Source organism: Embleya scabrispora DSM 41855 (assembly GCF_000372745.1).
GTDB lineage: Bacteria > Actinomycetota > Actinomycetes > Streptomycetales > Streptomycetaceae > Embleya > Embleya scabrispora.
In genome coordinates this window covers 157,903-183,118 of record NZ_KB889563.1, presented here as the reverse complement: position 1 = coordinate 183,118, position 25,216 = coordinate 157,903, and the positions used below count along the sequence as shown (strand labels likewise).

Here is a 25,216-nt window from a genome sequence, read left to right as displayed (position 1 = left end):
CAGCCATGCGTGCGATCGGCGTGAACACCTGGATCTGGGCCTCTCCACTGACCGATGCCGATCTCATCGAACTCGCACCCCGGATAAGGGAGTTCGGTGCCGACATGGTCGAGTTGCCGCTGGAGCAACCCGACGACTGGAGTCCGGCGACGGTCCGCAAGGTCCTCCTCGACCACGACCTGGCCGCTGCCTCCGTCGCGGCGGTCATGCCGCCGGGCCGCGACCTCGTCGCCACCGACGCCGCTGCCCTGGGCCGTACCCGCGACTATTTGCGCCGCTGTGTCGATGCGGCGGCCGAGGTCGGCGCGCCCGTCGTCGCCGGCCCCATGTACGCGGCGGTCGGCCGTACTTGGCGCACGACTCCGGCCGAACGCGCCCGTTGCCTCGACGAACTGCGCGACGGCCTCGCGCCGATCGCCGAACACGCCCGGTCGAACGGTGTCGTGCTCGCCGTCGAGCCCCTCAACCGGTACGAGACCAGCCTGCTCAACACCGTCGCCCAAACCGCCGAGGCGATCGCCGAACTCCCCGCCGACGCCGTCGGTATCGCCCTCGACACCTACCACCAGAACATCGAGGAACACGACCTCGTCACCGCCGTCCGAACGGCAGGCGGGCGAATCGCGCACGTGCAGGTATGCGCGAACGACCGCGGCACGCCCGGCGCCGACCACCTCGACTGGCCCGGCTTCTTGACAGCGCTTCAGGAAACGGGCCATCAGGGCCCGCTCTGCATCGAGTCGTTCACCGCGCACAACGCGTCGATCGCGGTGGCCGCCTCCATCTGGAGGCCCCTCGCGGCCACCCAGGACGCGATCGCCCGCGACGGCATCGCCTTCCTGCGCGCGACTCTCGCCGCGCTCTGACCCGTACGGCCCCTCGCCCCAGTCCGACCAGCCGGCCACGGAAAACCCTCGCACATTCCCGCTCACCCGCGACCCACGTGGCGTGAGCAGCGCACCCCTGCGCGCAACGAGGAGAATCTATGCGCTCGATCGGTCCACCCTTCCCCAGAGGCACTTCCCGATCCGCCCGCACCGTACGGTCTCTCGGCGTCGTCCTCGCGATGGCCCTGGCCCTGTTCACTCTGACACCCGTTCAGCAGGCGCAGGCGCACACCACGTTCCGCGCCCTGCTGTTCACCAAGGCAGTCGGCTACGTGCACGACTCGATCCCCGCGGGGATCAAGATGTTCCAGGACGAGGCCGAGGCCAACCACTACGAAGTCGTGCAGTCCAACGACTCGGCCGTCTTCAGCGACGCGAGCCTGGCCGGTTTCGACGCGATCGTCATGCTCCAGAACTCGGGCATGGTCTGGGAGAACGACGCCCAGCGCGCCGCTCTACAGAAGTACGTCCGTTCCGGCAAGGGCGTCGTGGCGATCCACAACGCCATGGACATGGGCATCGAGAACGACTTCCCGTGGTGGGACGACCTGGTCAACGGTGGTGCGCACATGCCCACCCACTCGCCCGGTGTCCTCCCGGGCACCGCCAAGGTCGCCGACCGGACGCACCCCTCGACCAAGGGTCTGCCGGAGCGCTGGGCCCGCAGCGAGGAGTGGTACAACTTCGACAAGAACCCCCGGGGGAACGTGCACGTCCTCGTGACGGCGGACGAGACCACCTACAACCCGGGCCCGTCCAAGATGGGCGCCGATCACCCGATCTCGTGGTGCCGCAACGCGGAGGGCGGTCGGATCTGGGCCACCGCCATGGGTCACACCGCCTCGTCCTACGCGGAACCGGATCTGCGCAAGCACATCCTGGGCGGCTTGAAGTGGGCGGCGGGCGCCGAGCCCGGCGACTGCGGCGGCACGGTGTGGAGCGGCTTCGAGAAGGTCACCCTCGACGACAACACCGCCGACCCGATGCAACTCGACGTCGCTCCCGACGGCCGGGTCTTCTACATTCAGCGCAGCGGCGAGGTCAAGGTCTACAAGCCCGACACGCACAGCTCGACCACGGCGGCCAAGCTTTCGGTGTACACCGGCGGTGAGGACGGTCTGGTCGGCATGGCCCTCGACCCGAACTTCGCGCAGAACAAATGGATCTACCTCTACCACTCGCCGGCCGCGAGCCCGGACGACGTGAACCGCGTGTCCCGCTTCACCGTCACCGGTGACACGATCGACCTGGCGAGCGAGAAGAAGGTCATCGACGTCCCCGCCTACCGCAGCCGTACGTTCGGCGAACCGGGTCACACCGGCGGCGCACTCGACTTCGGCCCCGACGGCACCCTGTATCTGGGTACCGGTGACGACGTGCCGCCCAACCTGGACCCGAACTGGCAGGGCTACTCGCCGATCGACTGGCGGCCCGGCAAGTTCATGCTCGACTCGGCACGCACCGCCGGCAACACCAACGACCTGCGCGGCAAGATTTTGCGGATCAAGCCCAAGGCCGACGGGGGATATGACATCCCGTCAGGGAACATGTTCCCGGTGGGCACGGACAAGACCAGGCCCGAGGTCTTCGCGATGGGCTTCCGCAACCCGTTCCGCTTCCGCGTCGACCAGGCCAACGGATGGGTGCACGTGGCCGACTACGGCCCCGACCGGGGACTGCCCACCACCGACCGGGGGCCCGAGGGCCTGGTCGAGTACAACGTCATCAAGCAGCCCGGCAACTTCGGCTGGCCGTTCTGTCACGGCAACAACCAGCCCTACGCGCCCTACAACCCCGACACCAAAGTCGTCGGAGCGAAGTTCGACTGCGCCAACCCGACGAACCCCTCGCCCAACAACACCGGCCTGACCCAGCTCCCGGCCGTGCAACTGCCGGAGATCTGGTACGGCTACGGCGCCTCGCCCGAGTTCCCCGAAATGGGCCAGGGCGGCTCCGCGCCGATGGCCGGGCCGGTATACCGCTACGACCCGAACAACCCCTCGACCACGAAGTTCCCGGCCTACTACGACGGCGCCGGCTTCTTCTACGAGTGGGCGCGCGGCTTCGTCAAGGAGGTCCGCTTCGACGCGTCGAACAAGCTCCTGAAGATCAACGACTTCCTGCCCACGGCGAAATTCGCCAAGCCGATGGACATGACCTTCGGCCCCGACGGTTCCCTCTACGTGCTCGACTGGGGCAGCTCGTTCGGCGGCGGCAACAACGACTCCGGCCTCTACCGGATCGACTACACGCAGGGCCAACGCAAGCCGATCGTCAAGGCGAGCGCGACCCCGCCCAACGGCCCCGGACCGCTGACCGTGAAGTTCTCCAGCGCGGGCACCATCGACCCCGACGGCGGACCGCTCTCCTACGCTTGGGACTTCGACGCCGACGGCACCACCGATTCCACCGAGGCCGACCCGACGCACGTCTATACCGTCAACGGCGACTACAGCGCGCAACTCCAGGTGACGGACGCGACCGGACAATCGGGCTTCGCGAACGTCGCGATATCCGTGGGCAACACCGCACCGACGGTCACCCTGGAGTTCCCCGCGAACGGGCAGTTCGTCGCCTTCGGTGACCGTGTCCCCTACAAGGTCAAGGTGACCGACCCCGAGGACGGGCCGGTCGACTGCGCGCAGGTCGTGGTCAACCCGGCCCTCGGACACGACGACCACGAGCACCCGACCGCCGACATCCCCGGCTGTGAGGGCACCATCGCCACCGACGACCTCGGCGGGCACCCGGAGGGCGCCAACCTGTACTTCGTCCTGAACGCGAAGTACACCGACAAGGGCGGCCCCAACGCGAGCCGGCTCACCGGCTACGCCCGGGCCGTGCTCCAGCCTCGCCACAAGCAGGCCGAGTACTTCACCGCGCAGTCCGGGATTCGGGTGGTCGCCGAGCCGGGCGCGGAGAACGGCAAACGCCTCGGTGACATCAGCGACAACGACTGGATCATGTTCGATCCCGCCAATCTCGTGGGGACCGCCTCGATTCGATACCGGCTGTCCTCACCCACCGGCGGAGGAAGCATCGAGGTGCACGCGGACACTCCCACCGGAACGCTCCTGGGGAGCACACCCGTGCCGTCCACCGGCGGCTGGAACAACTACGCGACCACCCCGGGCGTGTCGCTCGCCACGCTCGCCGGAACCCACAAGCTCTACATGGTGTTCAAGGCGGCGGCGAACAACTCCTTCGACGTGGACGCCATACAATTCGATACCGCTGTGGTCACCGAGCCCGGCATCGAAGCGGGCCTGTACACGCTCACGGCCAAGCACAGCGGCAAGAACATGGCCGTGCAGGGCGCGTCGCCGGCCGACTCCGCGCCGATCGTCCAGCAGGCGCCGGGCGCCGGCAAGGAGCAGAAGTGGCAGGTCGACCCGGTCGGTGACGGCTCGTACACGATCAAATCGGCGATCGGCGGCAAGTGTCTGGAAGTCCCGGGCCAGTCCACCGAACTCGACGTGCAACTCGCGCAGTACGCATGCAACGGCGGCGGCAATCAGCACTGGAAGCCGACGGCCGGCGCCGAGCCCGGCGTGTACTCGCTCGCCAACGTCACGAGCAGGCTGTGCGCCGATGTCGCCGGTGTCGGCACGCAGGACGGAGCCAAGGTCCTGCAATGGACCTGCAACGGCGCGAGCAACCAGAAGTGGAAGTTCACCAGGGTCGCCGCGGACGCCCAGGCACCGGTCACCACCGCGAAGCCCGATCCGGCTCAGCCCACGGGGAAGGACGGCTGGTACACGACGGCTCCCGTGAACGTGACCCTGACCGGGACCGACGAGGCGGACGGGTCGGGCGTCGCCGCGACCGAATACAACCTGGACGCCGCCGGTTGGACGACGTACGACGGAACTCCGGTGAGCGTGAGCGGCGACCGTGAGCACAAGCTCCAGTACCGCTCGAAGGACAGGGCCGGCAACACGGAAGAGAGCAGGGAACTGGCCGTCAAGGTCGACACCGGGACGCCGTTGACCACGGCGGGCTTCGCGGCACCCGGCGACGGCGGCTGGCACGCGGGAGCGATTCCGGTCACGCTCGCGGCCGTTGACGAATCGTCAGGGGTCGCGGGCATCGAATACGCGCTGGACGGCGGCGCCTGGACGCCCTACCCGGGCGGCGCGGTGACGGTGTCCGGCGACGGCGAACACGTCCTGCGCTACCGGGGTACCGACCGGGCCGGACTCGTCGAGGCGGACAAGGCCGCGACGATCAAGATCGACGCGACCAAGCCGGTGCTGCTGGTCGCCGGGGTCGCCGACGGTGCGGTGTACGGCGACTCGCAGGACGTGCGGGTGAGTTGGGAGGCGATCGACCCGACCTCCGGCGTCAAGACGCTCGCGGGCACTCTCGACGGGAAGGCGGCCACGTCCGGAACGATTCAACCGCTGTTCACCCTGAACCTCGGGCAGCACACCGTCGAAGTCCTCGCCGAGGACAACGCGGGCAACAAGACGACGACCGCCGTCCGGTTCGCGGTGACCACGTCGATGCGCGACATGCAAAACCTCATCGACCGGTTCCGCGCCACCGGATGGCTGTCCGCGACGGCCAAGACGAAGCTCACCAGCCGGCTCGAGAAGGCCCGCGTGGCCGAGGCACAGGGCAAGGACGACAGGGCGATCGCCGAACTGGGCAGGCTCAAGACCCTTGTCGCCGATGTGAAGGTGGTCTCGAACGCGGACGTGCGCACAGCCATCACGCGGGATGCCAACCGCGTGATCGCCGACATCGGAGGGTGATGCAACCAGTGCCGGACAGGGCGTAGTACCGCGAAACACTGCAACGTGGGAAGGAGAACGGGATTCACCGCGGCCCCGCTTCGGCGAGGCCGCGGGATCCCGATACTGTCGTCATCAACTTTGTTCTTGAATGGGGAAAGTCTGATGGCAGGCGGGGAAAACTCAAGGAGCAGTGGGCGAAAGGCGGTCGCCGGAGGACACGTCTCAAGCCCCGGTTCGGATCCCGGCACAACGGATGCGAACCCGACGGAACTCGATGAAGGCGATGCCATGCGGATGCCACCTCGCCCGGAAAACCGACACCAGGCACGCCTGCTCGGCCTGCTGCGCGACAACGGCCCCCAATCCCGGGCCGAACTCGGCGACGGCGTCCACATGTCGCGTTCCAAGCTCGCCATCGAGGTCGATCGCCTCACCGAACTCGGCCTCGTGGAGCCGGCCGGCCTCGCCGCCTCACGCGGTGGGCGACGCTCGGGCATCGTTCGACTCTCGCCCGGCATGCGATTCATCGGCGTCGACATCGGCGCGACCTCGATCGACGTCGCCGTCACCAACGGTGAACTGGAGGTCCTGGGCCACCTGACCGAGCAGTGCGATGTGCGGATCGGTCCCGAAGAGGTACTCGACCGGGTCTTCGCACTCGTCGACAAACTGCGCGAAGTCGACCCGTTTCCCCAGGTGCACGGAGTCGGCATAGGCGTACCCGGACCCGTCAGCTTCCGCGAGGGCATGCCGGTGATCCCACCGATCATGCCCGGGTGGGACCGATTCCCGATAAGGGACGTCGTCGGCCGCCGACTCGGCTGCCCCGTGCTCGTCGACAACGACGTCAACATCATGGCCTTGGGCGAACTGCATTCCGGTGTGGCCCGATCCATCGACGACTTCCTCCTCATCAAGATCGGCACCGGCATCGGATGCGGCATCGTCGTCGGCGGTGAGATCTACCGAGGCGTCTCCGGCAGCGCCGGCGACATCGGCCACATCCGACTCGACGACACCGGCCCGATGTGCGTCTGCGGCAACGCCGGTTGCCTGGAGGCGTACTTCTCGGGCGCGGCACTCGCCCGCGAGGCGCGGGCGGTCGCCGATTCGGGCGCATCACCGTTCCTCGTCCACCGTCTGGCGGACAACGGAACGCTCACCGGTCGTGACGTCGCCGACGCCGCCGCGGCCGGAGACCCGGCGGCGGTGGCCATCGTCCGGGAAGGCGGCATGCGCGTGGGCCGGGTGATCGCGGCCCTCGTCAGCTTCCTCAATCCGGGGCTGCTCATCATCGGCGGCGGCGTGGCCGGGCTCGGTCACCCGCTGCTCGCCGAGATCCGCAGCGTCGTCTATCGCCAGTCGTTGCCCCTGGCGACCGGCAACCTGCCCATCGTCTTGTCCGAACTCGGCGGCACCGCAGGGGTCATCGGCGCGGCCCGACTCATCAGCGACCACGTGCTGACGGCTCACTGAGCCCACAGATCCGGCCATTCGGCCATCCGGCCATCCCGGCCATCCCGGCGTGTTCGTGCCGAGTTCCACGTGTGGAAGCGGGCGGTACGCGTCGGGCACCCCGCGGCGGGGGAGGGTCCATCAGGTGTGTTGGGACGCGTGGCGCCGGCGGCGCCCGCGTCCACGGCCACGGCGGTGCGCGTCGCAGGGGAGCGCCGCGGATATTCGGCACCGCGGAAACTCGGTACGACGGTTGCCCGGTACGACAGTTGCTCGGTACGGCACGTGCGTGGCACTCGGACGGCAGCAAGGGACAGGGAGAGTCGATGCCTCGATCGATCGCGTTGTTCGCCGGATGGCGAAGGGATTTCTCGCTCGGCAAGGTGCCTCGGCCCACGGACCACCGGGCGGCCGACGTCGTCCGCGGCGCGGCGAGCCGCGTTCTCGGGTGGTGCTCGTGAAGTCGGCGGATCGGACCGGCGTGTGGTTGGTGGGCGCCCGCGGGTCGGTGGCCGTGACCACGATGAGCGGGGCGCTCGCAGTCGGTGCCGGTGACGCCCCGCCGCTGGGCTGCGTGACGGCCACCGAGCCGTTCGAGCGGTGCGCGCTGCCCGCATTCGCCGACCTGGTGTTCGGCGGTCACGACATCCTCGGTGTACCGCTGAGCGACCGCGCCGCGCGACTCGCCGCCGACGGGGTGCTGCCGCTCGCCCTGCCGGATTCGATCGCGGCCGGCCTCGACGAGGTGGACGCTCGGCTGCGTCCGGGTGTCACCGCCGACGACCCGCGTCCACAGGACGAGCAGATCGCCGCCCTGACCGGCGACCTGACGGAGTTTCGGGAAAGGTACGAACTCGCCCGCGTGGTGGTGGTCAATCTCGCGTCGACCGAACCCGTCACGGCACCACACCCGGCGCACGCCGGTGGCACGACGCTGCGCGGCGCTCGCCGCGGGCGAGAACGTCCTGCCCCCCAGCGCGCGCTACGCGTGGGCCGCCGCCCAGGCCGGCTGCGCGTTCGTCGACTTCACCCCGTCCGCGGGCGCCCGAATACCGGGTGTGGCCGAGGTGTTCACCTCGTACGGGGTGCCCTTCGCGGGCAGCGACGGCAAGACGGGGGAAACCCTTCTCAAGACCGTCCTCGCCCCGATGTTCGCGCAGCGCGCCCTGCGCGTCACATCGTGGTCGGGGACGAACCTGCTCGGCGGCGGGGACGGCGAGACTCTGTCCCGGCCCGAGCGGGCCGCCGCCAAGATCGACTCCAAGGATCGGGCGCTGCGTTCGCTGCTCGGACATCCGGTGGGCGGGGGAGTCCACATCCACAACGTCCCGGAACTGGGCGAGTGGAAGACAGCCTGGGACCACGTGACGTTCGAGGGCTTCCTCGGAACGCGGATGAACCTGCAATTCACCTGGACCGGCTGCGACTCGGCACTTGCCGCGCCGCTCGTCCTGGACCTCGCGCGGCTCTCGGCGCGTGCCCTCGACGCGGGCTGCGCGGGGCCGTTGCGCGAACTCGCCTTCTACTTCAAGGACCCGGTGGGGACGGACGTCCACGCCCTCTCGGCACAATACGACGCCCTCGTGTCCTGGGCGCAAGAACGTCTGACGGCACGTCAGGAGGTCGTGGGTGAGGAATGAGGGCGACCCCTTCGAGTGTACGAACGCCTCGGGCGCCGATACGCCGGAGCCGAACCCGAACCCGAATCCGAACCCGAATCCGAACCCGGGCGCGGGACAAAGGCGGTGGCGGGCGTTCGCGGAACTGGTTCGGGTCCCGGCCGCGCTGAGCGTCCCGGGCGACGTCCTGGTGGGCGCGGCCGCGTCGGGAGGGCTGCTCCGAGGTCGGGAGCCGGCGCTGCCGGTGGCATCCGTGTGCCTGTACTGGGCCGGCATGGCGCTGAACGACTACGCCGATCGGGATCTCGACGCCAAGGAACGGCCCGAGCGGCCGATCCCCTCAGGTCGGATCAGGCCCGGCGAGGCGCTGGCCACGGCTGTGGGTCTGACGGCCGCCGGGGTGACCATCGGCGCCTGGGCGGGCGGTCGCCGGCGGCTCCCGGCAGTCCTCGGCCTCGCCGGGGCGGTGTGGACCTACGACCTGATCCTGAAGGGCACACCGGCCGCACCGGCGGGCATGGCACTCGCCCGCGGCCTGGACGTCATGGTCGGCGCACGACCCGGACGAGCGGGCGGACTCACGGGTGCCGCCGGGTGCGCGGGTGTCGTGGCTCTGCACACGTACGGCGTGACCGCGCTCAGCCGCCACGAGGAACACGGCACGACCGCGGGCCCGCCGGTGGCGGCCCTGGCAACGGCCGTGGCAACCACGGTCGCGGCGGGGGTTGCCGGACGCGGGCGGCCGGCGGGACGGAGCGCCCGGGGCCGCCGGGGCATCCGCGGAGGTGCGGGATGGGACCGGGTGGGGGAGTCGCTGTCCGGTGCGGGGCTCGTGAGCTACCTGGCCGCCTACGGCCGGCCGTTGGTCCGGGCGATCGCCGATCCTCGGGCGGGCACGGTCCGCGCCGCCGTCGGCGGCGGTGTGCTCGCCCTGTTGCCCCTCCAGGCCGCGGTGCTGTCCCGGCTCGGCCGACCACGTGCCGCGCTCCTCCTGTCCGCCGCGTGGCCGGGCGCCCGAGCGCTCGCGAAGGTCGTGTCGCCGACGTGAGGCCGTGCTCGACGCGCCCGCGCTTTCCGGTCGCGCGCCGCTCGGGCATCCCAGCCCTTGAAGCCGCGTAGGACGCGCACTTCGCGCACTTCGCGCACTTCGCGCACTCCTCGTACTCCTCGTACTCCCCGCACTTCACGCACTTCACGCACTTGTCGGACTTCTCGCGCTTCTCGCACTGGAGGTGACGTTTTCGTGAGGCTCGCCTACGGCACCAACGGCTTCGCCGATCACCGGATCGGCGACGTGCTCTCGATCCTGGCCGATCTCGGCTACGACGGTGTCGCGCTGACGCTCGACCACCACCACCTCGATCCGTACGCCGACGACCTGTCCACACGCGTCGCGGATGTGGCCGCACGGCTCGACCGACTCGGGCTCGCCGTCGTCATCGAGACCGGCGCCCGCTACCTTCTCGACCCCCGGCGCAAGCATCGACCGACCCTGCTGTGCGCCGACGACGCCGAACGCCGGGTGGACCTGTTGGCACGCGCCGTCCGGATCGCGGCCGAACTCGGGGCATCCGTCGTGTCGTTCTGGAGCGGCACCGCCCCCGACGACACCGACCCCGCGGTCTGCTGGCATCGTCTCGTATCCGGCTGCGCGCGCGTTCTGGCCGAAGCGGAGATCCGAGGTGTCACACTCGGTTTCGAGCCCGAACCCGGAATGTTCGTCGACACGCTCGACCGCTACGACGAACTGTGGCGGCGCCTCGGCCGGCCCGAAAACCTGGGCCCGACCCTCGACATCGGGCATTGCCGCTGTCTGGAACCGCTGCCCGTGCCGGACTGCGTGCGGCGCGTCGGGTCGCGCCTGGTCAACGTCCAGATCGAGGACATGCGACGTGGCGTCCATGAGCACCTGGAATTCGGCCGGGGTGAGATCGACTTCCCCCCGGTCGTGTCGGCGTTGACCGAAGTCGGCTACGACGGGCTCGTCGGCGTCGAACTCCCACGCCACAGCCATGCGGCCACCGAGACCGCCCGGCGGTCGATCGACTTCCTGCGTGCTGCCGAGAAGGAGGCCGAGGGTGTCTGACCGTCGAACTGTCGAAGCGGAAGCGGCGGCGATATCGATGTCCCCGCCCGAGCACGGGGTCCCCGCGGGCGGGCCACCCGATCCCGACCTCGCCGAGTTGCGTGTCGCCTTCGCCCGCGCGGTCGGGGCCGGTCGGCGCGACTGGCCCGTCGAGGCGGCGGCGGAACCCGCCCGACTGGCCACCGCGTTCGCGTCCGCCGGGCGGCTCTGCGGCCGGGCACCGCTCGCCGAACTCCCGGGCTGGACCTGTGACGACGCCGCGCGGGTGCTGCTTCTGCACGCCGTGTCAGCGGCGGCCGTACGCGAATGCGATCCGCACGTGCACAACGGCCGCACCCACCCGACACGAGGGGACCTGCCGGCGCTCGTGCGCGCCCTGTACGAGGGAGGCGACGCCCGGGAGCGACGGGCGATACTCCGCGCTCTGCCCTACCTGCCGTGTACGCCGCACCCACCCGAGCCGAACGCCGGTACCCTCCCCGACCCGCACGCGTGCCTGTGCCGCCGCCTCCTCGTCGAGGACGCGCTGCGCACCAACGACCACCGGCTCGTCGCCGCCGCGATGGGCCCGTGCGGGTACCGGGCGCTCGCGCCCGAGGCGTGGCGCCACGGCGTCCTCAAGTGCGTCTTCCTCGGGCTGCCGCTGGGCCCGACCGTCACCGGCCTCGACGACCGCGCGGACGCCGAACTCGCGCGCATGCTGGCCGGCTTCGCCCGCGAGCGAGCGGCGGCCGGCCGACCGGTCCCCGCCGACATCGCCCCGATCACCTCCCGCTTCACGCCGACGCCCGAGGAGTACTGATCCGATGCGCATCTTCGACCCGCACATCCACATGACCTCCCGGACCACGGACGACTACCGCGCCCTGCGCGACGCGGGCGTACTGGCGCTCGTGGAACCGGCGTTCTGGCTCGGCCAACCGCGGACCGCCGTCTCGACGTTCACGGACTACTTCGACGCGCTCCTGGGGTGGGAGCGCTTCCGGGCCGGCCAGTACGGCATCGAGCACCACTGCACGATCGCGCTCAACCCGAAGGAGGCCAACGACCCGCGCTGCACACCCGTACTCGACGTGCTGCCGGGCTACCTCGCCAAGGACCGCGTCGTCGCCGTCGGTGAGATCGGCTTCGATTCGATGACCGACGCCGAGGAACTCGCGTTCAGGCACCAACTGGCCCTCGCCGTCGAGTTCGACCTGCCCGCCCTCGTGCACACCCCGCACCGGGACAAGGCCGCCGGTGTCCGCCGCACCCTCGACCTCGTCCGCGACAGCGGCATCGACCCGGGCCGCGTCCTGGTCGACCACCTCAACGAGACCACCGTCGAGCTGGTCGCCGATACCGGTTGCTGGATGGGTTTCTCCGTCTACCCCGACACCAAGATGACCCCCGAACGCACCGTGGACGTCCTGCTCGACCTCGGTCCGCAACGCGTGGTGGTCAACTCGGCGGCGGACTGGGGACACAGCGACCCGCTGTCCACCCTGCACACCGGCCGGGCCATGCTCGCCGCGGGTTGGCGCGAGGACGACGTCGACCTCGTCCTGTGGCGCAACCCCGTCGCGTTCTACGCCCAGAGCGGCCGTCTCGAACTGCCCTCCGAGTCACGTGATTTCGCAGCGGTTCCGACCGATCCGACGTCCCCGAAGGACCCGACGCCCGCGCGGAGGGACCCGACGCGCTCGCCCGGCCCGAATGCCACCTTCGAGGGCAACTCCATCCTGCGCGGGGCTCGCGCATGAGGTTCCGACACCCGGACGGCACCCTCGTCCACGCCGCCTACTGCACCAACGTCCATGCCGCCGAAGACCTCGCCGGTGTTCTCCACCAACTCGCCGTCTATTGCGAGCCGATCCGCGAACGCCTCGACGTCGCCACGCTGGGTGTCGGCCTGTGGCTCGCCCGTCCCGTCGCGACCTCCCTGGTCGAGGACCCCATGTCCGTCGACCGGCTCCGCCGCGCACTCGCGGAACGCGGCCTCGAAGTGGTCACCCTCAACGCGTTCCCGTACACGGGGTTTCAACACGAGGTCGTCAAGAAGGCGGTGTACAGCCCCGATTGGGCCGATCCCGCGCGTCTGGAGTACACGCTCGACTGTTCCCGACTCCTCGCCCGGCTGCTTCCCGACGACGCCGCGCGCGGAAGCGTTTCCACGCTCCCGCTCGCGTGGCGCGAGCCCTGGCCGGTCGAGCGCGCGGACGCCGCACGCCGCGCACTCGACGACCTGGCCGCGGGCCTCGAACGGATCGAAGCCGATTACGGGCGTCGAATCCGGGTCGGCCTCGAACCCGAACCCGGCTGTGTCCTGGAGACCACCGACCAGGCGGCGGCGGCACTGCGCGGTACCGATCCCCACCGGATCGGCGTCTGCTTCGACACCTGCCACCTCGCCGTCGGATTCGAGGATCCCGCCGCCGCGCTCGACACATTGGCCGCCGCCGCGATCCCCGTGGTCAAGGCGCAGGCGGCGTGCGCCCTGCACGCCGAGGACCCACACACGCAGGCCACCGCAAAAGCCCTGCGCGCCTACGCCGAACCGCGCTTCCTTCACCAGACCCGTGAGGAGAGGGCCACCACGCAGAAGACGCCGCTCGCCGTCGACGACCTGCCGGACGCCCTCGCCGGCGGCCTGCCCGGCCTACGGCCGTGGCGCGTCCACTACCACCTGCCCCTGCACGGCGTGCCGCCCGCCCCGCTCACCGCCACCCACGACGTGCTCGACCGGGCGATCGAGGCCCTGTTCGGCGGCCCCGTCGCGCGCACCGATCACGTCGAAGTCGAGACGTACACGTGGCCCGTGCTCGACCGTGACGGGCCGCCCACACGGGACACCCTGGTCGCCGGTATCGCCGCCGAACTGGACCGGCTCCGCACCGGCTTGCTCGACCTGGGCCTGAAGTCGGCCGAGCGGAAAGGAATCTGATGCCCCGCCTGCTCGTGCTCGACGTCGTCGGACTCACCCCCCGCCTGATCGCCGACATGCCCAACCTGCGCGCCGTCGCCGATGTCGGATTCCAGGCCCGCCTGGACACGGTGCTCCCGGCCGTCACGTGCTCCGTGCAATCCACCTTCCTCACCGGGTCCCTCCCGCGTGAACACGGAATCGTCGGCAACGGCTGGTACTTCCGTGATCTGGGTGAGGTGTTCCTGTGGCGCCAGCACAACCGCCTGGTGCACGGCGAGAAGATCTGGGAAGCCGCCCGACGGGAGCGACCCGGCTACACGGTGGCCAACATGGGCTGGTGGTATGCCATGGGCGCCGACGTCGACTGGACGCTGACGCCCCGTCCGATCTACTACTCCGACGGCCGCAAGGAGCCCGACTGCTACACCGATCCCCCGGAACTGCACGACGAACTCACCGCAGCCCTCGGTACGTTCCCACTCTTCGACTACTGGGGGCCGACCGCCTCGATCCGCTCGTCCCAATGGATCGTCGACGCCACCAGGCATGTCCTGACCCGGCACGGGCCCGACCTCACCCTCGCCTACCTCCCGCATCTGGACTACGACCTCCAGCGCTACGGTCCCGATTCTCCCCGGGCGCGCGACGCCGCGCGTGCCGTGGACGCGGCGATGGGGCCGCTGCTTCGGTACGCCCGTGCCCACGCGTATACCGTCGTCGTGCTCAGCGAGTACGGCATCACCGGTGCGAGCCGGCCGGTCGACATCAATCGTATGCTGCGCGCCGAGGGCCTGTTGCGGGTGCACACCCAGGCCGGCATGGAATTTCTGGATCCGTGGACCTCCCGCGCGTTCGCCGTGGCCGACCACCAGATCGCCCACGTGTACGTGCCCGATCCCGCCGACCGTGCGCACGTGTCCGCTCTGCTCGCCAAGCTGCCGGGCGTGGCCGAGGTGCTGGACGAGGACGGCCGACACGACCACGGGCTCGACCACGAGCGCGCGGGCGACCTCGTCGCGATCGCCGACCCGGAGGCATGGTTCACCTACTACTACTGGCTCGACGACGCGCGCGCCCCCGACTTCGCCCGTCAGGTCGAGATCCACCGCAAACCCGGTTACGACCCGGCGGAACTGTTCTGGGACCCGAGCGACCGCGCGGTCAAGGTGAAGGCGGGCATCGCGCTCGCCCGCAAGAAGCTCGGGCTGCGCTATCGCATGTCGGTCGTCCCGCTCGACCCCTCGCCCGTGCGCGGCACCCACGGACGGCTGCCCGCCGACCCGGACGACGGCCCGATCCTGCTGTGCGACGACCCGACCGCCCTGCGGCACCTTCCCGGCGGGTCGTCGATACACGCCACGGAGGTAAAGCGTTTCCTGCTCGACCTCGGCGCAGACCGAAAGCCCGCGTGAACGCCTCGCCCCGCCCGCCGGCCGGCGGGCGGGGCGAGGCGTGGGGGCGGCGCCCCCGACCTACCCAACGACGCGGTCCACGAGGTCAGTTGCTCGAACCGTCGCCGAACGCCGCGTCGAAGGACGCCTCGGGCGGACGAATGCCGTCGAGGCGGCGAACGAAGCCGAGCGCCTCGGGCGCACCGAGGAGCCGGTCCATGCCGGCGTCCTCCCACTCGATCGAGATCGGCCCGTCGTATCCGATGGCGTTCAGCGCGCGGAAGCAGTCCTCCCAAGGCACATCGCCGTGGCCGGTGGAGACGAAGTCCCAACCGCGTCGCAGATCCGCCCACGGCAGGTGGGAGGACAATCGTCCGCGGCGACCGTCGCCGCACCGAACGCGGGTGTCCTTGCAGTCGACATGGTAGATGCGGTCGCGGAAGTCGAGGATGAACCCGACCGGGTCGAGGTCCTGCCAGATGAAGTGCGAGGGATCCCAGTTGAGCCCGAAAGCGGGCCGGTGCCCCACGGCCTCCAGGGCACGCACGGTGGTCCAGTAGTCATAGGCGATCTCGCTGGGATGGACCTCGCTCGCGAACCGCACGCCGACTTCGTCGAACACGTCGAGGATCGGGTTCCAGCGGTCGGCGAAGTCGCGGTACCCGGCGTCGATCATCGACTGCGGCACGGGCGGGAACATCGCCACGGTGTGCCAGATCGACGACCCGGTGAATCCGACGACCGTACGCACGCCCAGACGCGCGGCGGCTCGCGCGGTGTCCTTCATCTCCTCGGCGGCACGGGTTCGTACACCTTCGGGCGCCCCGTCGCCCCATACTCGGGCGGGAAGGATCGCGCGGTGGCGCTCGTCGATGGGGTCGTCGCAGACCGCCTGCCCGACGAGGTGGTTCGACAACGCCCAGACGCGCAGGCGGTACTTCTCGAGGGTCGCCAGTTTGCGGGTGACATACGTGTCGTCGTCCAGCGCTCGGTCGACTTCGAAATGATCGCCCCAGCAAGCGATTTCGAGGCCGTCATAACCCCACTCGGCGGCCAGCCGACACACCTCCTCGAACGGCAGGTCGGCCCACTGGCCGGTGAACAGCGTGATCGGTCGCGCCATTACGCCTCCATGATCCGCGGGTCGCATGCGCTTCGCGCACACGTTCTGCTCTTCGTCGTCGTACGACCGCTGTTTGTCGTGAACGTAACCGACTTACGACTGTCCTGAGAAGAACTTTGGTGTCGGAGAGGCGTTTTCTTCCTTCCAGAGAACAAAGCTACGGGCGCTGGGCGTCGGGCGGACGTGATGGGCGGCGCCGACGGCACAGTGCGCGGCGGCTCGCTACCGCGGCCGACACACCCTCTCTCGCCGGCCGGGGACGTCGAGCTCATCCCGGGTCTCGCATCGGACGGATGGCGGCTGAAGGTGTGTCAGCGGCCCGGTCTCGCGTCGAGCGGGCCTGTCGTGATCGGTCGAGCAGGATGAGGGGCACGGACGCGGCGGCGAGGACGGCTCCGATCAGGCAGACCGATGTGAGGGCAGCCCCTTGTGTGAGTGAGGCGGCCGCGAGGACGGGAGTGATGCTGATGCCCAGTTGGAATGCCGATACGTTCGTGGCGCCGGCCAGGCTCGGGGCGTCGGCCGCGATGGCGAAGACCCGTCCGTAGATGGCGGGGTTCAGCACGAACGCGGCGATGCCGATCAGGAAAACGACGGGAACGACCGCCCAGACGTGCCGGATCGCGAAGACCAGCACGGCCGACAGGACCACGATCGCCGTCGCGCCGGTGAGCAGCGCGAGGTGAGGGCGCTGATCGGAGACGCGTCCCCCGATGGAGAGACCGACGAAGGCGCCGACACCGAAGAGCGCGAGGATCGGCGGGATCCAGACTTCGGGGATGGCGGTGACGTCGGTGAGCAGGGCCGCCCGGTAGTTGAACGTGATCATGTAAGCCGCGGTGGTCAGGATCGTGATCGCGTAGATGACCCAGAGCATCGGGCTCCGCATGGTGGCGAGTTCCCGCGACACGCGCGGCCCGGTGCGTCGGTCGTCGTCCGAGTCGAGGGCGGGGAGCCCGAGGAGGCAACCGACGATCCCGGCGACCGTCAGGGCCACAACCACCCAGAAACCGACGCGCCATTGGGTGAAGTGGCTGATCAGCGTGCCCGTGGGACCGCCGACGACCATGGCCGCGCCGAGCCCGCTGACCACGATTCCGGAGGCGCGAGCGTTCCGGTCCGGTGTCACCAGGCCGATCGCGGTCACCGACGCGACAGCGAAAAAGCCCGCGTAGGCGATACCGGAAACCGCTCTGGTCAGTAGCAGGACCTGGTAGTTGCCCAGCAGTCCGACGAGGATACTGGCGGCGAAGAGGCCCTGAGTCGTCAGCAGCGTGGCACGGCGGGGCCAATGCAGGCTGAGCACGGCGAATGGTGGCCCGCCGATCACGACACCCATGGCGAACGCGGTGATCAGGAACCCGGCCGAGGAGAGCGTGACGTCCAGATCGGCGGCCACCGCCGGCAGTACGCCGGCCAACAGGAATTCGGCGGTTCCCATCGCGAACAGGCAGAAACCGAGCAGGTACACGCCGGCGGGCAACCTGTCGGAGGAATGGGTACGGGACGCCTCCGTTGTGGTAGCGGCCATCAGTCGGCGCCCCCGACCCGTGCGGTCGTGCCGACGCCGACGGCGTCCCAGGGCACCTCTGTCGCCGATCCGTTCGTTGAATACGTTGTCGCGTTCATTCGGTCACCTCCACCGAGAGGATCGCGACGGCCGCCCGGTTTCAGCAAGTTCCCTTGCTGATTCCGGGACACATTTGGTTGACTGCCTCGCATGGACGAGCAACCAAGCCTCGATGCCGTGATCGAGCAGATCGCTCCTCGACTGCGGCGGGCCCGGGAGAAGAAGGGCATCAGCCTGGCCCACCTCGCGCGAGCCACCGGCATCTCGACCAGCACGCTGTCCCGACTGGAATCAGGTCAGCGCAAGCCGAGTCTTGAGCTCCTCCTGCCGATCACCGCAGCGCTCGCCATCCCCCTCGACGAAATCGTCGCCGCGCCCCGGATCCTCGACGCTCCCGTGCCGCAACGTCCCACCAGGAAAGACGGCAGAGTGCTGATCCCGTTGTCGCGACATCGGGGAGAACCGCGCGCCTACAAGATGGCCATCCCCGCGCACGATGAACAGCCTTACCTACGGGCCCACACCGGATATGAATGGCTCTATGTACTCCGTGGAGAACTCCGCGTAAAGCTGGGCGACCGCGACTTCACCATGGGAGTCGGTGAAGCAGCCGAGTTCGACTGCCGGATTCCGCACTGGTTCGGCGCCGCCGGTCTCGGCGGCGTCGAAGTACTCAGCCTCTTCGGGAAGAAGGGCGAACGCATCCACCTGCGCACCCCGAGGCGTTGACAGATGAGCACGTGCCCTTGTCCCATTGGCCCCCGCGCTCCAGCCGGAACTCGCGTTCGGACACGTCGTTGCTCGTCGCATAGCCGGCGACGCAGTCCGCGGCATCCTCCAGTGAGTCGAGGTAGCGGGCCCGACGGCCGATGACGACGGCGAGTTCGACCTCCCCGCTTGCGGGTGTGGTGGTCGACGACCGCCGGCAACCGCCGTGAGATGGCGGCCTTACGCGCTTTCGGTGGATCACCGACGGCGAAACACCCTCACGGTTTTCACCGCGGCGACGTGGTCTTCACCCGGTAGGTGATCTTGGCGTCGGCGGTGTCCCCACCGTTGCGGGCGGTGATGGTGAACTTGCTGGTGCCCTTGGTGCGAGGCACGCCCGTGATGCCGCCGGTGTCCTTGTTCAGGGTGAGTCCGGACGGAAGACTGCCGGATGTGACTTCGTAGCGGACCGTCTGTGGCGTGCTCGAGGTCACCTTGAACGCGTACAGGACACCGACCCGGGCATCGGGCGGCTCGGGTGTGATGAAGCTCGGCGTCGGCGCCTTGACCCGCTGCGGCTCACCGATCGGCTGACCGGACGAGTCCAGCTGCTGCAGCGACCATTCCTGACGCGGCGTCACCTCGCTCAGGTGCCAGTATGTGTTCGGGTCGCCCAACTGCTTGTTCTGTTCGGCCGTGAACGCGCCGACGCCGCGCGCGGACTCCCACGTCTTGACCGCTTGCAGCAGCGCGGCGGTGTTCGCTCCGGATGCGAGACTTCCCACGCTGGTCTCGAAGTTGATGCCGGCGTTCAGGGACGCCGCGCGCGCCATGGTGACTTCGATCTTCTGCAGGCTGTCGCCGCCGGAGAACCCCTGCTGGCCCATCATCCCGGGCAGACAGTTGGCGCGGTAGAACGCGTTGCTGCGAAGGATCTGGGCGTAGTCCGTCCTGCCGATCTCGCCCCAACTGGCCCGGGACTGGGCGTCCCAGGTGTTGGACGCGAGGTTGCTGCATTCGGTGACGAACTCCTGGGAGCCGAGCTGCCGGTGGACGCCGTTGACCAGATGCGCGAAGCCGTAGCCGCCCCACCCGGTGTAGCCCGCCGATTCCAACCCGTCATAGGACGTGGCCCGGATGCCGGTGTCGTTGTACGCGGTGGCCAGCCGGGTGGCTACCTCGTCGATGATCGGCAGGCCGCCCATCGCGCCGCCATAGCCGTTCTGGATGAGCCGGCTGACACGGGTGCCGGCCGGACAGGACTGCGCGGTGGATCCCCACTGCGCCCGCGCCAGGTTGCTCACCTTCCACTCGCCGTCGCTGACCTTGGTGACGGTGCCGTAGGTGATGAACTCGTCGCCGATCCGCAGTCGTTGGCCGTCGACGCCGGGCCCCAGCGGGCGGTCGGCGTCCACGTACAGCGTGGTGTCCGAGGCGTCGAGCGGTCGGGTCAGGCCGACGCTTCCGCCCACCGACAGCCGCGCGTCGGCCGGGGCCTTCACATACGGGTCGTGGGCGTCGATGAAGTTGGACAGAGTGTGCACGCCGACCTCGATGCCCTCCTTCGCTGCCGTGGCCACCAACTGGGCCGCTGCCACGTCGGATCCGCCGAACGCACCGTTGAACTGGTAGTGCCCGTGCGACACCCAGGGCCCGTCGCCGGAGATGGCGTAGATGTTCCTGACCCCGGCCTGCCGGGCGTACCGGCTGGCAGCGGTGACGTTGCTCGTGTTGAGATCGTGGACCCAGAAATGGGACTGCGAGGTGCGCTGGGACACCTTCTGCCACTGGCCGTCGAGGGTCGGGTATGCCTGGCCGTGCTCCTGGGCGATCTGACTCAGCACGGTGAGGGACAGATCCGGCGCACTGCCGAACAGCGCGATCTTCGACCCGACGATCCGCCCCTCCGGCCCGGGCAGCGGTCCGAGCGGGATCTCGTACCCGTTGGTGCGCTGCCGGATCCGTTCCCGGCTGTAGTCATAGGTGGTGGCGCGCAGCACGCTGCCCCACTTCGTCTTCGCCGCGACATTGCTCGCCAGCCACTCGTCCTTCTCGCCGGTCTGCAGGCCGTACGGATTCCAGACGAGATCCGGGCCGAACCCGTAGGCGAGGTGCTCGTTCGGCCATCCGCCCACGGTCTTGTCGTTGAGCGGGCGAACCCCCACGGCGAAATTGTCGTCGCCGACCATCCCGACTGTCTCACCGATCGTCTGGGTGATCTTCGTCGGCAGCGGCCCCCACAACAATGTCTGCACATCCACCCCCGGGGCCGCGGTCAAGCCGGTCACCTCGAGTGTGGAGTAGGTCGGAAAACCGACGACCTTTACTTCGATTGTCACCTTCTCGCCGGCGAACACCAGCACTCGCCGGTCCCGCGGCGAGACCCTCACCTTGGTGGGAACCTCTTGTCGGCCATCGGCCACCACACTGACCAGGGGCACCGAAGTGCCCGCCGCCAGATAGTCGGTGCCGCTGCGCAGATCCAACAGGCGGTTCACCCGACCACAGCCGTCGACGCCCACCGACAGGAAGCCCGCGGTGATCCGGTGCAACTGGGACGCCTCATCGGTGGATACCCCATCGGTGGATATCCCCTCGGTGGTTGCCCGCACCGCCTGAGCGGGGGAGGCCGTAAGCCCCATCGTCCCCACCGTTGCGATCGAACCGAGGCCACTGACGATCAGAAACCGGCGTCTGTCCATATTTTCTCCTCGGTGAAGCGAATCTCGACGAAGCGTGTAAGTGCCGATCGTTCGTGCTGCGGCTGCATGGGTTCGGAGTCCCGCAGGGGACGACGGACGGTGTCCCCACATAGTTCGTACTCTTCAATCGAGTACGAGCAGACGAGAAGCGTCGAGCCGATGCTGCCGCGGCTACGTGAAATGCCTTGCCTCTCACGGGAAGATGCCCAGCGCAAGTGCGAACCAGCGTGCAGCCGACCGACCAGCGAGTCAAGGCTTAGTTCGGATCTATCTGGGTTCGGGCGCCGGCGCTTCGCTGGGGTCGGGGCCGGTCGGCCGCGGGCCGCGGGCGCCACATCTGTCCGACCGGGGGCATCGGCGAGGCCGCCACCGGTGCCGGTGCGCGCTACCGGGTGCGACGACGCGACGTTCACACGGGCTCACAAGGCGCTCCATCAAGCCGTCGGTACCGCGCAGGTCGCCATCGGCCCGGTCCGGGCCGCCGGCCCGCCGCAGGCCGGAACTCCAGCTATCTCCGATGTATCGCATCTATGAGGGATGCAAGGCGGGATAGTTGGGTCTTATCTCTTGACACTGTCGCGGGCGGACTTCGATACTCGAAGCCCTCGGACTCAGAGCGCTTTCGGTCGGTCGCCGCCGAGCGCAGGAGGACTCTCGGAAGAGTCCGAACCTTGGGACGGACGTGGCGGACGTCGGGCCCCATTGTCGGCATCGTAACGACACAGGCACCGGCACACCACCGCCTCCGACATCGACGGGCAGGGGAAGAGACCCATGACAAGCAATTCGAAACTCCTGGGGGCCGCCGCCCTCGCGGGTGTGCTCGTACTGACCGGATGCACGGCCGGTAGCACTTCCAGTGGAAATGCGTCATCAGGCGACAAGCGCACCCTGACCTTCCTCACCTTCGAAACGCCCAACCTCGATGCGAAGTATTGGGACGCGGCGATAGCCCGTGCCTCGGCGAAGGTGCCCGGGGTGACCATCAAGAAGCTCGTGGCACCCAGCTCCGACCGCACCGGGTACGCGAAGCAGTTGGACAGTACGGGCCAGTTTCCGGACATCATGATCGGCCTGAACCCTGCCGGATTCGCCCAGGCGGGCAAGCTGGTGGAGTGGTCGGACACCGACCTCGCGAATTACGCCCAGCCCCGCGCCAACACGTACGGCGGGAAGGTCTACCAACTGCCCTTTTCCACCCAGACGACGCTCGTCTACTACAACAAGAGCAATTTCGCCGAGGCCGGTATCGATGCCCCGCCCCGTACCTACGCCGAGCTGCTCGACGACAGTGCCAAGTTGAAGGCGAAGGGGTTCAATCCGTTCGTGGTCGGCGGTGGCGGCAAGGACTCCTGGGCCGACATGTTCCCGTTGATGTGTACCGTGGCCAGTGAGGTCTACAAGGAGACGCCGGACTGGCTTTCGCAACGCGCCGCGGGCAAAGTCAAGTTCACCGACAAGGCTTTCGTGGCGGCCGCCCAAAAGGTCGCCGATCTGGCCGGCAAGGGCTACATCGACCGGGCCGGGCTGTCCCGCTCCTACTCGGACACCGAGCAGGCCTTCCGCGACGGCAAGGGTGCGATGTACCCGATGGGCAGCTGGTTCTCCGCCTCCGCCGACACGAAGAAGCCGAGCTTCGACACGGGTGTGTTCGCCTGGCCCACCGACCAGGGGGCGTCGGCGCTTCCGAGCAACACGGGCGGCGGGATGACGGTGAGCTCCAAGGCGCCGGACGTGGAACTCGCCAAGAAGTGGGCGAAGGCCTTCATGGAAGACACCGAAAACCTCAACGCCGGCGTCAAGGCCGACGGGCTCATCATCGACATCAAGGGCTACGCGGCCCCGGACGACATGGGACCTGTCTACAAGGAGACCGTGGCGGCGTATCGGCAGGCCCAGACGGCCAATGGAATCGTCCACTCCTTCTCCCAGGAGACCGGTGACGGCTCCTTGCCGCCGGGTCTGGCCGACAAGGCCGCGGCAGGCGTTCAGGACCTCCTCAGCGGTCGGATGACAGCCTCGCAATTCGGTACCTACATGGATGAGCAATGGGACAAGGCCACCCGGTAATGCGTATCCGTACCCTCACCCGTCCGGCACGTTTTCCTGCCACGCTCGAAAGTTCGGGCGTGGCAGGTGAGGGGCCGCCGACCACCGTGCCGAAGCGGTCGCCGCATCGGTCCCGACGGGCGCGCTCACGAGACCGACTGAGCCGCTTCACCCTCTTCGCGGCGCCGGGTCTGCTGGTCTACCTGGCTCTTGTGCTCGTGCCCGTCTGCATCACGATCGGCTACAGCTTCACCAACAAGAATCCGTTCAATCCACCGACCCGGTGGGTGGGCGCCGACAACCTGACGAACCTCGCCTCGGACGACGAATTCCTCACAGCGCTGGGGAACACCGTCCTCGTCACCGTGATCGTGACCATCGCCACCAACGCGGGTGGGCTTGCCATCGCGCTGCTCCTCGATCGACGCGGCTGGCTGTACAACGTGCTCCGCAGCGTGTTCTTCCTCCCGGTCGTCCTCAGCGCCGTGGTGGTCAGCGTCATCTGGCAGGCGATTCTCGTCGACGACGGCCTGCTCAATTCCATGCTGCGTCGGCTGGGGACGAGTAATCCGCCGGGATGGCTTTCCGACCCGGATCTCGCCCTCTACACGGTCTCGTGGGTCATCGCCTGGCAAGGGCTCGGATTCTGCGTGGTCATCTACCTGGCGGGGCTTCAGGGAATCCCGCAGGAGTTGCAGGAGGCGGCATCGATCGACGGCTGCGGACCGCTGATGCGGTTCCGTCACGTGACCTGGCCGATGCTGGCGCCGGCCGTCACCATCAATACGGTCATGTCGCTGATCGGCGGGTTCAAGGCATACGACCAGGTCCAGGTCCTCACCAATGGCGGCCCCGGCCCGGGCACCACATCCACCCTGGCTTTCGAGGTGGTACAGACCGCGTTCAACGGCAACCACATCGGCTACGCCTCGGCGATGGCCGTGGCGATGCTGGTCATGGTCGCGGTGGTGTCGGTGATCGCGCTCGGCCTGTTGCAAAAACGCGAGGTGTCTTCCTGACATGAACAAACCCAGGGCTTGGCTCCGTCCGGCTGCCGCGCTGCTCGCAGGCATCCTGTTCTTCCTGCCGATCTACCTCGTGCTGGTCAATGTCTTCAAGGACGGTTCGGACATCGTGTCGAACCCGGTGGGCCTGCCGGTCCCACCGACCCTGGACAACATCCAGAGCGTGCTGTCCCGACCGGACCATCTCTTCTGGTACGGATTGATGAACAGCACGGAGGTCACCGTGATCTCCATCCTCATCGTCACCGCGATCTCCGCCATGCTCGGCCACTACCTGGCCCGGTCGAACGGTGTCCTGGCCAAAGTCGCCATGGTCACGCTGCTGTGCGGCCTCATGGTGCCGCCGGCGGTCATCCTCACCCCGATCACCGAAGTGCTCAGGACGCTCGGCCTCATGAGCACCGTGCCCGGTCTGGTCCTGGCGTACGTCGGCTACTACATGCCGTTCGGAGTCTTCGTTTTCGCCGGGTTCGCCAAAACGATTCCCCGTGAAATCGAGGAGGCGGCGGCCATCGACGGGGCCGGTGCGTTCCGTGCCTTCTGGCAGGTGGTCTTTCCCCTGATGCGACCGGCATCGTCCAGCGTGCTGATCTTCCTCGGCGTCTGGATCTGGAACGACTTCCTCAACCCGCTGATCATCCTGGGCCCGGCCGCCGGGACCACGGTGACCGTCGGCATCTATCGCTCCATCGGCGAACACCAGGCGGACTACGGCTCGGTCTTCGCCCTCATGTTCCTGGCGACGCTGCCCATCCTGGTGTTCTTCCTGGTCTTCCAGAAGCAGTTCGTCAAGGGCCTCACCGGTGGAGCGACGAAGGGCTGACCGGTCGACCGGCACAACGGGGTGGGGGCCGTGGAAGCCCCCGCCCCGTTGTGCCGTCTCGTCATCGTGCGCGGTCACACCGCATCGGGCGACGGCCACGCCGCCCGCGGCAGGGGCGAACCCGGCCGTGCGGG

At 68.7% G+C, this 25,216-nt stretch carries 17 protein-coding genes and 3 pseudogenes; 16 read left to right on the top strand and 4 right to left on the bottom strand.

What is annotated here, in order from left to right; all coding sequences use genetic code 11:
- The first annotated feature begins 5 nt into the window (after nt 1-5).
- The 12 genes and pseudogenes from A3IC_RS0104800 to A3IC_RS0104755 all read left to right on the top strand — a co-directional run bounded on the left by A3IC_RS0104800 (nt 6) and on the right by A3IC_RS0104755 (nt 15,103).
- A complete protein-coding gene (locus A3IC_RS0104800) occupies nt 6-866 on the top strand; it encodes a sugar phosphate isomerase/epimerase family protein (RefSeq protein ID WP_020548935.1) in 861 nt (286 codons plus the stop codon).
- A gap of 200 nt (nt 867-1,066) precedes the next feature.
- Nucleotides 1,067-4,570: pseudogene (locus A3IC_RS52515) on the top strand (ThuA domain-containing protein); the annotation flags it as partial.
- Between the two features lie 87 nt (nt 4,571-4,657).
- Complete coding sequence (locus A3IC_RS73350) at nt 4,658-5,644, top strand: OmpL47-type beta-barrel domain-containing protein (protein ID WP_425387304.1); 987 nt, start codon at nt 4,658-4,660, stop codon at nt 5,642-5,644.
- Between the two features lie 276 nt (nt 5,645-5,920).
- Nucleotides 5,921-7,102 (top strand): ROK family transcriptional regulator, encoded by a 1,182-nt coding sequence (locus tag A3IC_RS0104790; protein WP_026217893.1) that lies wholly within the window; start codon nt 5,921-5,923, stop codon nt 7,100-7,102.
- A gap of 334 nt (nt 7,103-7,436) precedes the next feature.
- Nucleotides 7,437-7,943: pseudogene (locus tag A3IC_RS72395) on the top strand (inositol-3-phosphate synthase); the annotation flags it as partial.
- Nucleotides 7,944-8,004: 61 nt separating this feature from the next.
- Nucleotides 8,005-8,721: an inositol-3-phosphate synthase gene (locus tag A3IC_RS72390; protein WP_020548932.1), complete on the top strand. Its 717-nt coding sequence runs from the start codon at nt 8,005-8,007 to the stop codon at nt 8,719-8,721.
- Nucleotides 8,711-9,748: an SCO3242 family prenyltransferase gene (locus tag A3IC_RS0104780; protein ID WP_020548931.1), complete on the top strand. Its 1,038-nt coding sequence runs from the start codon at nt 8,711-8,713 to the stop codon at nt 9,746-9,748. The genes A3IC_RS72390 and A3IC_RS0104780 overlap by 11 nt, the downstream gene beginning before the upstream one ends.
- Nucleotides 9,749-9,943: 195 nt before the next feature.
- The gene (locus A3IC_RS0104775; RefSeq protein ID WP_020548930.1) at nt 9,944-10,786 is read left to right on the top strand and encodes a sugar phosphate isomerase/epimerase family protein; all 843 of its coding nucleotides are present in this window, start codon (nt 9,944-9,946) and stop codon (nt 10,784-10,786) included.
- Complete coding sequence (locus A3IC_RS52505; RefSeq protein ID WP_245599150.1) at nt 10,779-11,588, top strand: EboA domain-containing protein; 810 nt, start codon at nt 10,779-10,781, stop codon at nt 11,586-11,588. Before A3IC_RS0104775 ends, A3IC_RS52505 begins: the two co-directional genes overlap by 8 nt.
- Nucleotides 11,589-11,592: 4 nt before the next feature.
- The gene (locus A3IC_RS0104765) at nt 11,593-12,528 is read left to right on the top strand and encodes a TatD family hydrolase (protein ID WP_020548928.1); all 936 of its coding nucleotides are present in this window, start codon (nt 11,593-11,595) and stop codon (nt 12,526-12,528) included.
- On the top strand, nt 12,525-13,709 hold the full coding sequence (eboE, locus tag A3IC_RS0104760; RefSeq protein ID WP_020548927.1) for a metabolite traffic protein EboE: 1,185 nt from the start codon (nt 12,525-12,527) through the stop codon (nt 13,707-13,709). The genes A3IC_RS0104765 and eboE overlap by 4 nt, the downstream gene beginning before the upstream one ends.
- Nucleotides 13,709-15,103, top strand: coding sequence for an alkaline phosphatase family protein (locus A3IC_RS0104755; protein ID WP_020548926.1), 1,395 nt, complete (start codon nt 13,709-13,711; stop codon nt 15,101-15,103). Before eboE ends, A3IC_RS0104755 begins: the two co-directional genes overlap by 1 nt.
- Before the next feature lie 85 nt (nt 15,104-15,188).
- Here the strand turns inward: A3IC_RS0104755 and A3IC_RS0104750 are convergent, their stop codons facing one another.
- Nucleotides 15,189-16,205, bottom strand: coding sequence for a sugar phosphate isomerase/epimerase family protein (locus A3IC_RS0104750; RefSeq protein WP_020548925.1), 1,017 nt, complete (start codon nt 16,203-16,205; stop codon nt 15,189-15,191).
- Nucleotides 16,206-16,473: 268 nt separating this feature from the next.
- Nucleotides 16,474-17,736 (bottom strand): MFS transporter, encoded by a 1,263-nt coding sequence (locus A3IC_RS52500; RefSeq protein ID WP_052173198.1) that lies wholly within the window; start codon nt 17,734-17,736, stop codon nt 16,474-16,476.
- 189 nt (nt 17,737-17,925) lie between these two features.
- Here A3IC_RS52500 and A3IC_RS0104740 point away from each other — a divergent pair, with 189 nt between their 5' ends.
- A complete protein-coding gene (locus tag A3IC_RS0104740; RefSeq protein ID WP_026217891.1) occupies nt 17,926-18,504 on the top strand; it encodes a helix-turn-helix domain-containing protein in 579 nt (192 codons plus the stop codon).
- Here the strand turns inward: A3IC_RS0104740 and A3IC_RS70600 are convergent.
- Together A3IC_RS70600 and A3IC_RS0104735 are read right to left on the bottom strand one after the other, a co-directional pair.
- Nucleotides 18,491-18,685 (bottom strand): annotated as a pseudogene (locus tag A3IC_RS70600) (fumarylacetoacetate hydrolase family protein); the annotation flags it as partial. The gene A3IC_RS0104740 and the pseudogene A3IC_RS70600 sit on opposite strands and share 14 nt — an antisense overlap.
- Before the next feature lie 85 nt (nt 18,686-18,770).
- The gene (locus tag A3IC_RS0104735) at nt 18,771-21,125 is read right to left on the bottom strand and encodes an Ig domain-containing protein (protein ID WP_245599149.1); all 2,355 of its coding nucleotides are present in this window, start codon (nt 21,123-21,125) and stop codon (nt 18,771-18,773) included.
- Nucleotides 21,126-21,959: 834 nt separating this feature from the next.
- Here A3IC_RS0104735 and A3IC_RS0104730 point away from each other — a divergent pair.
- Genes A3IC_RS0104730 through A3IC_RS0104720 form a run of 3 tightly spaced genes read left to right on the top strand, consistent with a single transcriptional unit; the run spans nt 21,960 to nt 25,082 of the window.
- Complete coding sequence (locus tag A3IC_RS0104730; RefSeq protein WP_020548921.1) at nt 21,960-23,255, top strand: extracellular solute-binding protein; 1,296 nt, start codon at nt 21,960-21,962, stop codon at nt 23,253-23,255.
- On the top strand, nt 23,234-24,253 hold the full coding sequence (locus tag A3IC_RS0104725; RefSeq protein WP_245599147.1) for a carbohydrate ABC transporter permease: 1,020 nt from the start codon (nt 23,234-23,236) through the stop codon (nt 24,251-24,253). Before A3IC_RS0104730 ends, A3IC_RS0104725 begins: the two co-directional genes overlap by 22 nt.
- 1 nt (nt 24,254) lies before the next feature.
- A complete protein-coding gene (locus A3IC_RS0104720; protein WP_020548919.1) occupies nt 24,255-25,082 on the top strand; it encodes a carbohydrate ABC transporter permease in 828 nt (275 codons plus the stop codon).
- Nucleotides 25,083-25,216 lie beyond the last annotated feature (134 nt).